A 13736-nucleotide genomic window follows, 5' to 3' on the forward strand; every position below is an offset into this window, starting at 1 on the left:
ATCGGCTCCTGCGTTTCACGAGAGACTTGAATAGAATCATTTATATTGGAAAACCTTCTCTACGATCGCTTTCCCGATTTCAAGGGAAGCAGTAGCTGCAGGGGACGGAGCGTTGCAAACATGCAGGCTTTTTCGGCCACGGATTAATTGAAAGTCATCAACGAGCTTTCCGTCTGTCGTTAATGCTTGAGCCCGAACACCGCTCGGTCCTGGAACAAGATCGGCCTCGGTGACATCAGGAATCAAATGCTGAAGGTTTTCCACAAATTTCTTTTTGCTGAACGAACGAATCATTTCTTCCGTCCCTTCCTTCCAGTATTTAGTCGCTAACTGCCAAAAGCCTTTGTAGCGAATGACCTCCGCTACATCTTGCCAATCGATATCGGTTTTCCTATAGCCTTCCCGCTTAAAGCTTAAAACCGCATTTGGCCCAGCATCTACTTCTCCGTCAATCATCCGGGTGAAATGGACACCAAGGAATGGAAAATCGGGATTAGGAACGGGATAGATTAAATTTTTCACAAGATGCCGTTTTTCTGGCCTAAGCTTATAGTACTCTCCCCGGAAGGGAACGATCTTCATGTCCACATGGTAGCCTGCAAGTTTGGCGATTCGGTCACTATGCAAGCCTGCACAATTGATGAGGTAGCTTGTCTGAAACGTCCCTTTATCTGTTTCAATCGTAGCTCCTTCATTGCTCTCGGAAATAGTCTCAACCGTCGTACTTAGTTGAATTTCTCCACCTTTTTCAGCGATTAAACTAGCGAGTTTATCGGCAACCTCCTTGTAACTGACGATTCCGGCTGTGGGTACGGATATGGCGGCAAGGCCGTTCACATACGGTTCGGCCTCATGTAATTCCTCCTTCGATAACATTCGAAGATCGAGGCCATTGTCAATCCCTCGTTGGTAGAGGTGATCAAGCAGTGGCAGCTCTTTCTTATTTGTAGCGACAATGACCTTTCCGCAAATGTCTACTTTAAGGCCATGTTTTTGGCAAAAGGCCGTCATTGATTGGTTACCTGCTTTTGCAAACTTCGCTTTAAAGCTGCCAGGCTTATAATAAATCCCTGAATGGATGACACCACTATTATGCCCTGTTTGATGAGCGGCGACTTCCTGCTCTTTTTCAATGATTAATACACTTGCCTTTGGATAACGGCCAAATAGGGCGTGCCCGACAGCTAACCCGACAATCCCACCGCCAATGATGGTAAAATCATACATTTCTTTTGCCTCCCCCTACATCACAAGCTTCTGCTAACAGTTCAATTAAATGAACCACCTTTATATGTTCCGAACGTCCTTCCCGCTCTACACCGAGCTTCATTTGCAAATGACAGCCAGGGTTTGTCGTTACGATGATTTCAGGCTGAACGGCTTTTGCGTTTTCCATTTTCCGATCAAGAATCTTCATCGACTGCTCATAATGAACAAGATTATAGATCCCTGCCGACCCGCAGCAAAGCTCGCTCTCCTTCATCGGCACATACGTCATCCCTGGAATCGATTGAAGCAGCTTTACCGGTTCTTCTATGCGCTTTTGAACATTTGCCATATGGCAGGACGGTTGGTATGTTGCGACTCCGTTCAATTTTTTTACAAATGGAAGTGGAAGCTGGGAAAAAATCACACTGCTGTCGACGTTTTTTTCAGCAAAGCGAGACGCCCGTTCTCTCCATTCAGGCTCATCTGCTAAAAGGTCATCGTATTCTACAAGCATGGCCCCACAGCCGCCAATACTGTTCACCATGTAATCGCAGTCGTATTGTTCAAACGCCTCAATGTTTTGCTTAGCCAAACGCTTCGCCACGTCTCTTTCACCGCTATGGTTTTGCAAAGCGCCACAACAGGTTTGCCCTTCAATTACCACGACTTCACAGCCAGCACGTTGGAGAAGCTGAATCGTTAAATCATTAATGTGGTAGAACATCGTATCCATCAAACAGCCTTTAAAAAAACCAACACGAAGCGCTGTGTTGCCTTCCGATTTGGCATCGACCAGACGGTTTTTCCTTTCCCTTCGAGAAGCAACCGCTGGCGTCACTGCCTCGAATGCAGCAAGAGACTTCGGCAACATCCGTGTTAGCTTGGCTTTTCGAGCGATACGGGCCACTCCGCTTTTTTGGTAGAGGGAAAGGCCCGTTCCAATCGCATGTAAGACCCTGTCATTTGGCAACACCGTTTCAAACATCGCTTTTTTCATCATTTTCTGATGCCAAGGGGCTGTTGTTTTCCGCTCTTCCTTTAAAGCAACCTTTGCTGAATCAAGTATTTTTCCATACTGTACATTGGTTGGACAGACTGTTTCACAGGCACGGCAACCGAGGCAAAGATCGATCGGCTCTTCAATCTCGGATAACGGCAGCTTTCCCTCTGCCGCCATTTGCACTAAATGAATTCTTCCCCTTGGGGAATGGGTTTCCTTTTCCATGCTTAAGTACGTTGGGCAGGATGGAAGGCAGTAACCGCACTGCACACAGTCAAATGTCTCTTGATAGGCTAACAGTCGTTCCGGTTTAGTCATGGCGCAACACCAACCTTTGTCCAGGCTCTGGGAATATCTTTCCTGGATTTAAGATGTTGTTCGGATCCCAGCTTGTTTTGATCCGCTTCATCATGTCTAGTCCAGCTTTTCCTAGTTCCATTTCCATGAATGGGGCTTTCATCGTCCCAATCCCATGCTCGCCTGAAAGGGTTCCCCCAAGTTCGACCGCTGCTGTGAAAATGTCAGCCACTGCTTTTTCGACTCGTTCCATTTCCTCGTGATCACGAGCATCAGCAATGATATTCGGGTGTAAATTCCCATCGCCCGCATGGCCAAACACGACAAGGTCGATTTGATACGTTTCGCGAATTTCCTTCAACCGCTGAAACATTTCTGGTATTTTACTCCGGGGGACGGTGGCATCCTCGGAAATTTTCGTTGGCTTCACTCGAACAATCGCTGGAGAAACGAGCTTCCGCGCCTGCCAAAATTCCGCCGCTTCTTTTTCATTCTCTGCCACTTGAACCGTTCTCGCTCCTACGCTTTTGCACAGTTCCTTGACTTTTGTCATCTCTTCAGCGATCGATACAGGGTGCCCATCTAGCTCGATTAACAACAATGCCCCCACATCGGTTGGCAAACCACGTGGTTCGTATGCCTCGACTGCCTGGATGGACAGTTGGTCCATCAGCTCCATTTTGGCGGGAACAATGCCTGCCGTTAACACTTTAGAAATCGCCCGTCCTGAATCGACCATGTCTTCAAAAAGCGCCATGGCAGTTTGGCTGGCTGGTGGTTTAGGAACGAGGCGGAGTGTTGCTTCGGTGATGATCCCAAGCGTCCCTTCTGAACCGACAATGAGCTTTGTTAAGTCATAACCGGTCACGTTTTTAACCGTTCTTCCCCCTGTACGAATGATTTCTCCTTCTGGTGTTACCACTTCTAAGCCGAGAACATAATCTTTCGTGACGCCATACTTCAATCCTCTAGGCCCTCCTGCATTTTCAGCAAGATTTCCGCCAATGGTTGATACATGAGAACTACTTGGGTCAGGCGGGTACATAAAACCAATCTCCCTTGCGGCAGCATCGATTTTTGCTGTGATCACTCCAGGAGAAACAATGGCCACCATGTCTTCTTTGTCAATCTCCAGCTTGTCGTTCCACTGGGATAAATCGAGCACAACCCCTCCTTTAACTGGAAGTGGGCCACCGCTTAAACTTGTCCCTTGCCCCCTTGGATAGACGGGTATGAAGTACTGATTGGCTAACTTCATGACTGCAGCTACTTCTTCAGCGGCAGTTGGCTGGATCACAAGATCAGGTAAGTGGTAGCCGAACGACGCATCATAGCCATAACTACTGCGATCGGCAATTTCCGTTAAAATCCGGTTCTCTGCTTTTATTATTTGTCTGATGTCTTTTAAAAAACGCTCAATCGTCAACCATGCTCCCCCTCTCTTTTACGTGACGCTGCTTCACCCCTTGAAAATGCTGCCACATCGCTTTTCTTGCCTCCTGTGGTTTTCCGTTTATGATCGCTTCGTAAATGTTGCGGTGCTCCTCGGCAATTTCGCCTTGGAAGCGTTCATTTCTTTCTGACGCCTCTTGATTTTTAGCTAAGACACGAAGCATGTTATCGGAAATTAAATTCATGACATCACGCATTAATGGGTTGTTTGCCGCTTCAATAATCGCTAAATGAAATTGGTAATCTTCCTCCACGGCGACGGTTCCTTGCTCTTCGATGGCCACAAGCCTTTCAAATACGGCTAGTAAATTTTCCTTTTGCCTGCTTGTGATTCGCTTTGCTGCATAATAGGCAGCATCCCCTTCAATCGCTTGACGAAGCTCAATCAATTCGACAAGCGCTGTTTCTTTCTCCTGTAATAAATCCGCCAACTTAACCTGCAATCGCTGTGGGCTATCCTGAACGAGGAAGGCGCCCACTCCCGGTTTAATGTGAATCACGCCTGACGCTTTTAATACGGTTAACGCTTCCTTCACCGATGTTCTGGAAACGGATAACATCTCTGATAGTGCCCGTTCAGATGGAAGCTTATCGCCAGGTTGTACCTCGCCTGTAGCGACAGCGGTTTTGATTTGCTCAATAATTTCCTGATAGACACGTTTACGTTTACGAATCGGCGTAATTTTCATGCCTCTCCTCCTAATCGTCCAACTGGGCTGTGGACAGTCCACTACTGTAAAAAAGAAGAGGGCTGCTCTTCTTTGCAGTTACCCCCTCAATTAGGCAATACCCGGTTATCGCCTAGTTTGCGGCGAACGTTTTGCAAGTGTGTATTCATTGCTTTTCTTGCCGCCTCTGAATCGCGCTCATAAATGGCGTTAAAAATCGTTAAATGTTCTCGGTACACTTCTTCACGTTTTTGTTGCAAGCGGTTCTTTTTTAGTGAAAAGGCCAATGCCTTCTGCAGCAGCTCTGATACATTTGCCATCGTTTGCTCTAAAAACGGATTGTAAGAAGCTTTTATAATGACACGATGGAACATGTAATCGGCTTCATCTCCGACAACCTCTCGATCCTCCACTGTTTTTGCAAATTGAGCAAGGGCAAGCTCTAATTCCAAAATATCTTGCTTTTGATAGCGAACAGCCGCTAACGCTGCTGCCTCTGTTTCAATAATGCTTCGGAGTTCGAGCAAATCATAGACTTGGCCGATATCGACTATATCCAATGTCACTTGCTCTAACAAATTCGTTAATTGAACTTCTTTGACCCAACTGCCGCCACCTTGTTTTGACTCGATTAAACCGCTTGCTTCTAAAACACTTAACGCCTCACGGATGGGGGAACGACTGACACCAAAGAGTTCTGCAAGCTCCATTTCAGACGGGAGCTTACTATGAGCCGGAAATTCACCGTTTTTAATCATTTCTTTTAGCTGTTCTAGTACTTGGCTTGACACCTTTTTACGCTCAATCGGTAAACGCACCGTCAACACACTCTCCTTTTTGCTGAAAAGGGGAAGGAGCTTGCAAGCTTCGTTCACCCTTTTCTGAAGGCCCTCATAGAGTTGAGAGACCTTGTCACATCTGATGTATACGCTCATTTTAACGGAGAGAGATACGTTTTGCTATGACTCGAACAACCTTTTCTCTTGCTGTTTACCTTTTCCATTGTTTACCCACCTTGGGCTAACTGGTTCTCTGTTGCACTTTTTTTCTTTTTGACACGAAGAATGTGTAACGTTAACGTGACGGCCATGATGAAAACGCCAAGGGCATTCGTTAGCAATCCTGAACTCACAAGGAGAAGGGAACTTGCAAAAAACAACAGGCGCTCCAACACGACTAAATCTGTCGAGAAATAGTTTGTGAGTGCAACGGCCAATGCAAACACACCTAAGACAGAGGTAATAATGGTGATGGCAACTGCTACGACTTGCACGGACCCGCTTTCAGGCTGCATTACCATCGTCGGATTGTAGGCAATCATAAACGGAATAATAAAGCCGGGCAATGCTAGCCTCACAGACGTCCACGATGTTTTCATTGCATCTGCTCTGGCAATGCCGGCAGCAGTATAGGACGCCAAAGCCACAGGCGGAGTTATGTTGGACAAGGCCCCAAACCAGAAGACAAAGAAATGAGCGGCAATTGGGTTTACCCCCGCTTCAACTAATGCTGGAGCTGCGGTTACGGCAACAACGATGTAAAGAGCAGTCGATGGAAGCCCCATACTCAAGACAATGCAAGTAATCATGACGAGCAAAAGCGCAACCCAAAGCATGCCACTAGAAATCGAAAGAACATTGTAGGCAATCGCAGAACCAAGTCCAGACATCGTCACAACAGCAATAATAATTCCGATCGACGCACACGCAATCCCTACTTGAATCGTACTTTTCGCTCCGTCAATAAACGCAGTCCCTATTTTTGCAAATGTCACTCTTGTTTCTTTATCTTTTGTAAGCCAACTAGCAATAATGACCGATATAATTCCAGCAAAACCAGCGAATAGTGGTGTATAGCCCATTAACAATGTCGAGATTACAATGATAATCGGCAATAACAAGACACCGCGCTCTTTCATTACTTGCCACACTTGGGGAATCGAGTCTTTGCTCATTCCTTTTAAGCCATGCTTTTTCGCTTCTAAGTCAATTGCAAGCACAAGGGCAACGAAATAAAGAAACGTTGGAATAATTGCCGCTAACACAATAACGGAATAGGAAACACCTAAAAACCCGGCCATAATAAAGGCAGCAGCCCCCATAATCGGCGGCATCATCATCCCGCCTGTGGAAGCGGTCGCTTCAACCGCTGCCGCATATCTTGGCTTTAAGCCAATTTGTTTCATTAATGGAATTGTAAATGCCCCTGTTGTCGCAACATTGGCAACTGCGCTTCCATTCAATGAGCCTGTTAGAGCACTAGAGAGAACAGCAACTTGTGCAGGGCCTCCCCGCCGTTGCCCTGCTATCGCAATCGCTAAATCGTTAAAAAGCTTTGACGCTCCACTTACACTTAAAAACGCTCCAAATAAAATGAAGATGACAATATACGTAGATGCGATGGAAAGAGTGAGCCCGTAAATGCCTTCTGTCGTCATGTAAACTCGATACAAGAGCCGCTCAAAGGAAAACCCCGCGTGTCCAAAAATCCCTGGAAAGTATGGACCAAATACCGCATAAATGATCGCTAAACTCGTTAAAAGCGGAATGAAGAGACCGAGCGTCCGTCTTGCCGCCTCCAACAGCAAAACAACGGTGATCCCAGCAAAGATATAGTCCATTGTAACCGCCTGCGACATCCGGTCCACGTGAATCGTCGTATAAAATAACAAAATATAAACAGACCCAGCGATACTAGCAATGGTTAAGATGATATCGACTGTTGTAAACCGGTTGTTCGCTCCCTTTTTTGTTGCTGGATAAAGCAAAAACGCTAAAACAAAAAGCAATGCAAGAAAGAGAACGTTGCGGTAAATTTCCTGCATATTGATGAAACTATTGACATAAACAGCAAACCCCGATAAAAGAATGCCTGTAAAGGCAACGATTTTCTGCTGTTTGCCTTTTAAGGCCCGGCCTATACTAACAGACTCTTGGACTTCTTCATTGTTTTGGTCTATATCCACGTTTGGCTGCTTCACACTCATATGACCTCCTCCTTTATGTAAGAAAATGATCTTGCTCGGTTAGATACCAATCATTCAGGTGGCCGTAATTCGTCGGGGATGTCGACGCCTTGTTCTTGATAATACTTATAAGCACCTGGATGAAGGGGGACAGACACGCCATTTAACGCGGTATCTAATGACATTTCCCGAGCTGAACTATGAACCTCATACATAAAATCAAGGTTTTCGTACAATGTTTTCGTTAACAAGTAAACCATCTCTTCATCTTGCTCTTTATCCGTGGCAAGAAAGTTCGACTGTGCAATGGTATGAATATCTTCCTCTTTTCTCGGATAGGTGCCAGCAGGAATGATATAGCGAAAAAACACATTGGCAGACTGATTAATCGATTCAAGTTGTTCATCGGAAACATCAAGGACATCGGCACGCACGCCACTGGCATACATATCTGTAATCGCCGTAACAGGCACACCGGCCGGCAAAGAACCTCCATGTAATCGTCCATCACGCATCGCCGAAATGGTATCATCGTAGCCAAGGTATTCTGGCTGAATGTCAGCCGTTGTCAGGTCAATACCACGCATAATCGCCAACGTTGACTGTTCTGTTCCACTTGCCTGTGGCCCTACAGAGAAGCTTTTCCCTTCAATATCGGCAATCGTTCCCGTTTCGATTTGGCTGTTTTGCAAAACAAAGTGTTCTACATTCGGCCAAAGAAATGTGATCGAACGCAAGTCTTCATAGGCCCGGCCTTCATAGATTCCTGTTCCGTTGAATGCTTGATCGCCAATTAATCCTTGTAAAATCGCAAGTTGTGCTTCTCCCTTCTGTAACAAGTCAATATTTTCGACTGATCCGGCAGAAGACTGTCCCGTTGCCCGGATCCCTTGGTCCATTAGTTCTTCCGTCCAAAGATTCCCCATGCCCACACCAATTGGATAATACGTCCCACCCGTGGAAGCGGTTGCAATTGAAAAATACTGATAATCTTTGTTGTTACAGGAAGCGAGCGTAATGAAAGAACATACGAATAATAACAATAACAGTCGCTTTTTCATGGCTTCGTTTTTCCTCCTCACAATGAAAGCGCTTTTATAAGTTGTATTACAAGTATACAACATTACAAATTGAATTCAAGACATTTCGATAAATAGAACATTACGAAAAATCAATATAAGAGACCCTGAACCGTCAAGGATCTCTCACCGAGAAACTTCAAACATTAAGCCAATGATTTGACCAGCTTCACAAATGCTTCTGCTTCGGCTGAAGGCGATTTTGTCACCATGTAAGTAGAAACGGTTGGCAAAGGGAGGCCAGCCGTTTCTGCTTCTAGCATGCGGCCCTCTGCCAATTCCCGCCGCACCGCTGATTCCGGCAATATGGAACAGCCGAGACCTTCCTCAATAAACCGCTTTGTGACATGCACTTGCGAAACGTGCATTTCCTTCAGGCCAGGCACAATCCGCCTGCACGCAAGCAACACATCTTCCCAATAGACAGGATGGTTGCCGCTTAAAAGCACCATCTCAGCTAGCGCCTCTTCATAATGAATAGGTGGGCCATTCTCGGCATCACGGCCGTCATGGGGAACGACAAAGAGGAGCTTTTCTGTTTGCAGGCGCGCACACTCGCTCCCTGTCTGTTCAACAGGCATTCTTGATAAGCCAACATCGGCACGCCCTGATTCCACCATTTGGCCGATCGCGGCTGACTCAACCACGTCGACTACCACTTCCGTTGCTGCTTGTTTTTTCACAAATGCTTTGACCCAGTAAGGCAAATAACTGGAAGCAACCAACGGCGAGACAGCGATTTTTAGCGTGCTTTCATACCCTTGCCGTTTTTTGCTGATAAAGGAAACGCCTTCATGGTATGCGTCATAGATGTTCCGTGCATAAGGAAGGTACGACTTGCCGTAAGCAGTCAACACGACTTGCCTTCCAGTCCGTTTAAACAAAGGCACGCCTAGCGCTTTCTCAAGCTGGTGAATATGGACAGTGACAGTCGGTTGGGAAACGTATAAATAGGCAGCTGCTTTACGGAAGTTTTCATATTTGGCTGCGGCAAGAAAGCTTTCAATCCAGTGTATATTCATTTTCGCCCTCCACTGATTAAATATCTTAATCAATAATGCAGAAATAATTTAATTTCATTTAGATTACCATGGCGCTATGATAAAGAAAATGAATTTTGGGGGGATGGAAATATGTTGTATGCAAAAGGGTTGGAGAATGTCGTCGTCGCAGAAACGACGATTAGTGCAATCGATGGCGAACAAGGAACACTGCTTTACCGAGGGTATCAAGCAGAAGAACTTGCGAAATCTGCTGACTTTGAAGACGTTGCTTACTTACTGTTAAACGGACAAAGGCCAACGGAAGCAGAAAAAGACGATTTTTCCACTGCCTTGAAAACGATGCGTCCTTTGCCAGACGATTTGAAAAAGCTGCTCGCTGCTTTGCCGAAAGACCTTAGTATGATGGACGCATTACGAACTTTGATTTCTAGCTACACTGGCAAGGAAGGTTGGCCCCCGCAACAACAAGAAGCGATGCGCTTAGTCGCGATCGTTCCAACGATTGTGGCTGCGTGGGCCAATAGGAGCTGCGGCAAAGACGCGATTGAACCAGACCCATCGCTCAACCACGTTGCTAATTACTTGTATATGCTTACTGGCGAAAAGCCACATGCCGCCCACATTCGTGCTTTAAGCGCTTATTTAATATTGACAGCGGAACACGGCATGAATGCGTCAACGTTTGCGGCGCGGGTGATCGCCTCTACAGAAGCGGATCTTCGTTCGGCTATTTGTGGAGCGCTTGGCGCGTTAAAAGGAAGGCTGCACGGCGGCGCGCCCACTGGTGTACTTGAGCTGTTCAGTGATATCCAAACGGCTGACACAAGCAGCGAAACGTTGCTGCGGGAAAAGCTCGAACGCGGCGAGCGTTTAATGGGCTTTGGCCACCGTGTTTATAAAACGACCGACCCTCGCGCCAACGCATTGCGTGAGGTGTTAAAAAGCCTCAATAACCAAGAGACATTTTTAAGCGAAGCAGTGGCGATTGAGCAACTAGCAACGCAGCTTTTAGCGGAATACAAGCCAGGCCGCCAGCTTCATGCGAACGTTGAATATTACGCTGCTGCAATCATGGAAGCACTTCGCCTTAAACCCGATTGGTTCACACCGACATTTTGTGTAAGCCGCGTCGTCGGATGGTGCAGCCATGTCATCGAACAAAGCCAAGACAACCGGATTATGAGGCCACAACAACAGTACTGCGGTCCAAAGCCGGACTAAAGGAAACAACGACGTAGCAAGTGATTGCTAAAAAGTAGAAGACCCTGTACCAAGTGGCACAGGGTCTTAGCCGTTTCGGTCATTCAAACAAACTAGGCAAGAATAAAGATAGTTGAGGAATATAGGCGACAACCAGCAAGACGACGATGGCAATTGCAAAGTATGGCACCAGTTCTTTAACCGTTTTGCCGATTGGCACTTTCGCAAAGCTAGAAGCCACAAACAAACAGACGCCTACTGGCGGAGTGGACAAACCAATCATCAATGTCAATACCATCACTACGCCAAAATGGACAGGGTCCATCCCGACGCTTGTAGCGACAGGCAATAAGACAGGGAATAAGATGACAAGAGCTGCAATCGTTTCCATAAACATGCCGATCACAAGCAATAAAAGAATGATAAGGAGAATGACAAGAATCGGGTTTTCTGTAATCGACAAAATCCCATTTGCGATTAATACAGGCACACCTTCCGATACCAAAATCCAGCCAAATAGATTGGCGAAACCAACAAGCAACAAAATCGAAGACGTCGATCGCAGTGTGCTGACAAGCAGCCCTGGCACTTCTTTAAAGTTAAGCTCGCGATAAACAAAACCGCCGACGACCAATGCGTACAGCACACAAACGACCGCTGCTTCTGTTGGCGTAAAATAGCCGCCAAGAATGCCCCATAAAATGATAAAGACCATAAACAACGCCCAGAAGGCGCCAAAAAATGACGTGACGACTGTTTTAAACGGCTGCCGTTCTCCCTTTGGATAACCGCGCTTCACAGAAATGATATACGTAACGACTAAAAAGCCGATCGCCAATAGAATGCCAGGAATAGCACCAGCAAGAAACAAATCGCCAATCGAGACGCTGGCGAGAGTACCAATAATGATCATTGGCAAAGATGGCGGAAGCATCGGGCCAACAGTTGAGGAAATCGACGTAACCGCAGCGGAAAAACCGGCGCCATACCCTTGCTTTTTCATCGCCGGAATCATTACTGAGCCAATGCTGGCTGTGTCGGACAATGCCGTACCTGAAATGCCCGCAAACCCAAGTGAAGAAGCGACATTCGTTAACGCCAGCCCGCCGCGGATGTGGCCAACAACGGCATTGGCAAAATCAATGATCCTTGTGGTGATTCCTCCTGCGTTCATTAAATTTCCAGCAAGAATAAAGGCTGGAATGGCGAGCAACACAAATGAATTGATCCCGGACAGCATCGTTTGGGGAATGATCGTCAAAGGAATGCCGGCGATAAGCAAATAAATCAACGAAGACAGGCCAAGGCTAAACGCAATTGGAATCCCTGCCATAATAAAAAATAAGAACAACCCGACTAATAATAACGACATCATTCTTCATTCCCCTCCTTTTCCAACGGCCTCGTCCGGTCTACAATCGAAACAAGCGAATACACCATGATTAAAAATGCCAATAAAGGGACAGCAGCATACACATAACTCATCGAAAAACCCATTGTTGGCGCGATAAAATCAAGGCCGAGCTGATAAAAGCGAATCCCTTCGACGAACAAAACGACACTAAAAGCAAAGACAAGCCCTAAAATAATGCTTTCATAAAGGCGTTTTGTCTTTTCTTTTAATGGCGCTAAGACCATATCGACACGGATAAACTCGTTCTTGCGCAATGCTAATGGAGCAGCGGTCGTAATGGCGTACACAAACAAGTATCGCGATAATTCCTCTGTCCAAATAGCGTTGTACGGAAGGTAACGGCCCAAAATTTGAATCACTACTACAGCAAGAAGGGCTGTAAATAACAATAATGTTGCCCAAGCCAATAGCTTATCAAGAATCGAAATCGCCTTCATTCGCTGCCTCCTTCCTCTCCCTCTGCTACCATTTGCAGATAAAGCTCATACTGTTCTTTTCCTAAGTTTTGTTTTAAAGCAGGCAACATCGCCTCGCGGAAAGCGTCTTGGTCGACTTCTTCATTCAATGTCATCCCTCGCGATAAAAGGCGCTCCAAAACCAATTCCGTTTCTTCCTCCAATAAGCTCTGGGCATACGCCTCCGCTTCCTCTGCCGCTTCCAACACAGCGGCCTGCTCGTCTTCTGGCAACGCTTTCAATTGCTCGGTACCGACTACGACATAAATCCAGGAGCGGACATGCTCCGTCAAATTTAAATATTGTTGGACTTCATAAAAGCCATTGCTATCAATTAAATCATTTGGATTTTCTTGGCCTTCAATTACACCTTGCTGTAAACCAGTAAAGACTTCATTCAAACTAATAACTTGCGGGCTTGCCCCGGCTTCAGCCCAAGCGTCAAGGAACAGCGGCACGTTTGGCACACGCATGCTAAACCCACGCAATTCTTCTGGAGTCGAAATCGGGACATTTGACGTCAAGTTCCGTGGCGCCCGTTGCATATAAAACAATGGCGTTAAACCGATGTCTTCCTGAATATCTTGTTCAATCTTTTTACCGATCTCGCCCTCAATCACACGCTCCATATGGTCTTGGTCTTCAAATGCATATGGAACCGCTAACAAAATAGCGTTTGGCGTCCACACTTCCAATGTTTCGCCGGTAATTGTCAAATCGGTCGCGCCAAAGCGGATCGAATTAATGTTGTCCACTTCATTGCCTAGCTGACTATTCGGATAAATATCGATGATGACATTTCCATTCGTTTTTTCTTCGACAAGCCTGGCAAATTCCTCAGCGGTCTTATGCCATAAATGGCTCGAGTCGGAAATATGGGTCATTTTCCAGCGTGTGACTTCTCCTTCGTCCCCGCTAACTGCTGTCGTTGTGCATCCGCTTAAGGCGAGTGCCAAGGCTGCAAAAAGAACGCCGACTGTTTTTTTCACCGTT

The 13736-nt window shown here is 46.3% G+C and carries 12 protein-coding genes; 1 reads left to right on the forward strand and 11 read right to left on the reverse strand.

All coding sequences use genetic code 11. The features are described 5' to 3' along the window. Positions 1–36: 36 nt before the first annotated feature. The 8 genes from lhgO to V5G21_RS08815 form a co-directional block, all read right to left on the reverse strand. The gene (lhgO, locus tag V5G21_RS08780) at positions 37–1227 is read right to left on the reverse strand and encodes an L-2-hydroxyglutarate oxidase (protein ID WP_011248869.1); all 1191 of its coding nucleotides are present in this window, start codon (positions 1225–1227) and stop codon (positions 37–39) included. Next, a complete protein-coding gene (locus V5G21_RS08785) occupies positions 1220–2527 on the reverse strand; it encodes a (Fe-S)-binding protein (RefSeq protein WP_011248870.1) in 1308 nt (435 codons plus the stop codon). Before V5G21_RS08785 ends, lhgO begins: the two co-directional genes overlap by 8 nt. Beyond that, positions 2520–3932: an FAD-binding oxidoreductase gene (locus tag V5G21_RS08790; RefSeq protein ID WP_011248871.1), complete on the reverse strand. Its 1413-nt coding sequence runs from the start codon at positions 3930–3932 to the stop codon at positions 2520–2522. The genes V5G21_RS08785 and V5G21_RS08790 overlap by 8 nt, the downstream gene beginning before the upstream one ends. Further along, positions 3922–4647 (reverse strand): FadR/GntR family transcriptional regulator, encoded by a 726-nt coding sequence (locus V5G21_RS08795; RefSeq protein WP_011248872.1) that lies wholly within the window; start codon positions 4645–4647, stop codon positions 3922–3924. Before V5G21_RS08795 ends, V5G21_RS08790 begins: the two co-directional genes overlap by 11 nt. 86 nt (positions 4648–4733) lie before the next feature. Then, entirely contained in the window at positions 4734–5444 is a 711-nt protein-coding gene (locus tag V5G21_RS08800) for a FadR/GntR family transcriptional regulator (RefSeq protein WP_011248873.1), read from the reverse strand. 188 nt (positions 5445–5632) lie between these two features. Continuing rightward, complete coding sequence (locus V5G21_RS08805) at positions 5633–7612, reverse strand: TRAP transporter permease (RefSeq protein ID WP_011248874.1); 1980 nt, start codon at positions 7610–7612, stop codon at positions 5633–5635. Positions 7613–7662: 50 nt separating this feature from the next. Continuing rightward, positions 7663–8652 carry a TAXI family TRAP transporter solute-binding subunit gene (locus tag V5G21_RS08810; protein WP_011248875.1) on the reverse strand — a complete coding sequence of 330 codons (990 nt, stop codon included), beginning with the start codon at positions 8650–8652 and terminating at the stop codon, positions 7663–7665. A 164-nt stretch (positions 8653–8816) separates the two neighbouring features. After that, entirely contained in the window at positions 8817–9692 is an 876-nt protein-coding gene (locus V5G21_RS08815) for a LysR family transcriptional regulator (protein WP_011248876.1), read from the reverse strand. Between the two features lie 111 nt (positions 9693–9803). On the opposite strand from V5G21_RS08815, the gene V5G21_RS08820 reads away from it, so the two are divergent. Beyond that, positions 9804–10895: a citrate synthase/methylcitrate synthase gene (locus V5G21_RS08820; protein ID WP_011248877.1), complete on the forward strand. Its 1092-nt coding sequence runs from the start codon at positions 9804–9806 to the stop codon at positions 10893–10895. Between the two features lie 79 nt (positions 10896–10974). On the opposite strand, the gene V5G21_RS08825 is transcribed toward V5G21_RS08820, so the two are convergent. Genes V5G21_RS08825 through V5G21_RS08835 form a run of 3 tightly spaced genes read right to left on the reverse strand, consistent with a single transcriptional unit; the run spans position 10975 to position 13732 of the window. Continuing rightward, positions 10975–12249, reverse strand: coding sequence for a TRAP transporter large permease (locus V5G21_RS08825; RefSeq protein WP_035205744.1), 1275 nt, complete (start codon positions 12247–12249; stop codon positions 10975–10977). Next, the gene (locus V5G21_RS08830; protein WP_011248879.1) at positions 12246–12725 is read right to left on the reverse strand and encodes a TRAP transporter small permease; all 480 of its coding nucleotides are present in this window, start codon (positions 12723–12725) and stop codon (positions 12246–12248) included. The genes V5G21_RS08825 and V5G21_RS08830 overlap by 4 nt, the downstream gene beginning before the upstream one ends. Beyond that, the gene (locus tag V5G21_RS08835; protein ID WP_011248880.1) at positions 12722–13732 is read right to left on the reverse strand and encodes a TRAP transporter substrate-binding protein; all 1011 of its coding nucleotides are present in this window, start codon (positions 13730–13732) and stop codon (positions 12722–12724) included. Before V5G21_RS08835 ends, V5G21_RS08830 begins: the two co-directional genes overlap by 4 nt. Positions 13733–13736: the final 4 nt, after the last annotated feature.

It is taken from the genome of Shouchella rhizosphaerae, assembly GCF_036700015.1.
Classification (GTDB): domain Bacteria; phylum Bacillota; class Bacilli; order Bacillales; family Bacillaceae_D; genus Shouchella; species Shouchella rhizosphaerae.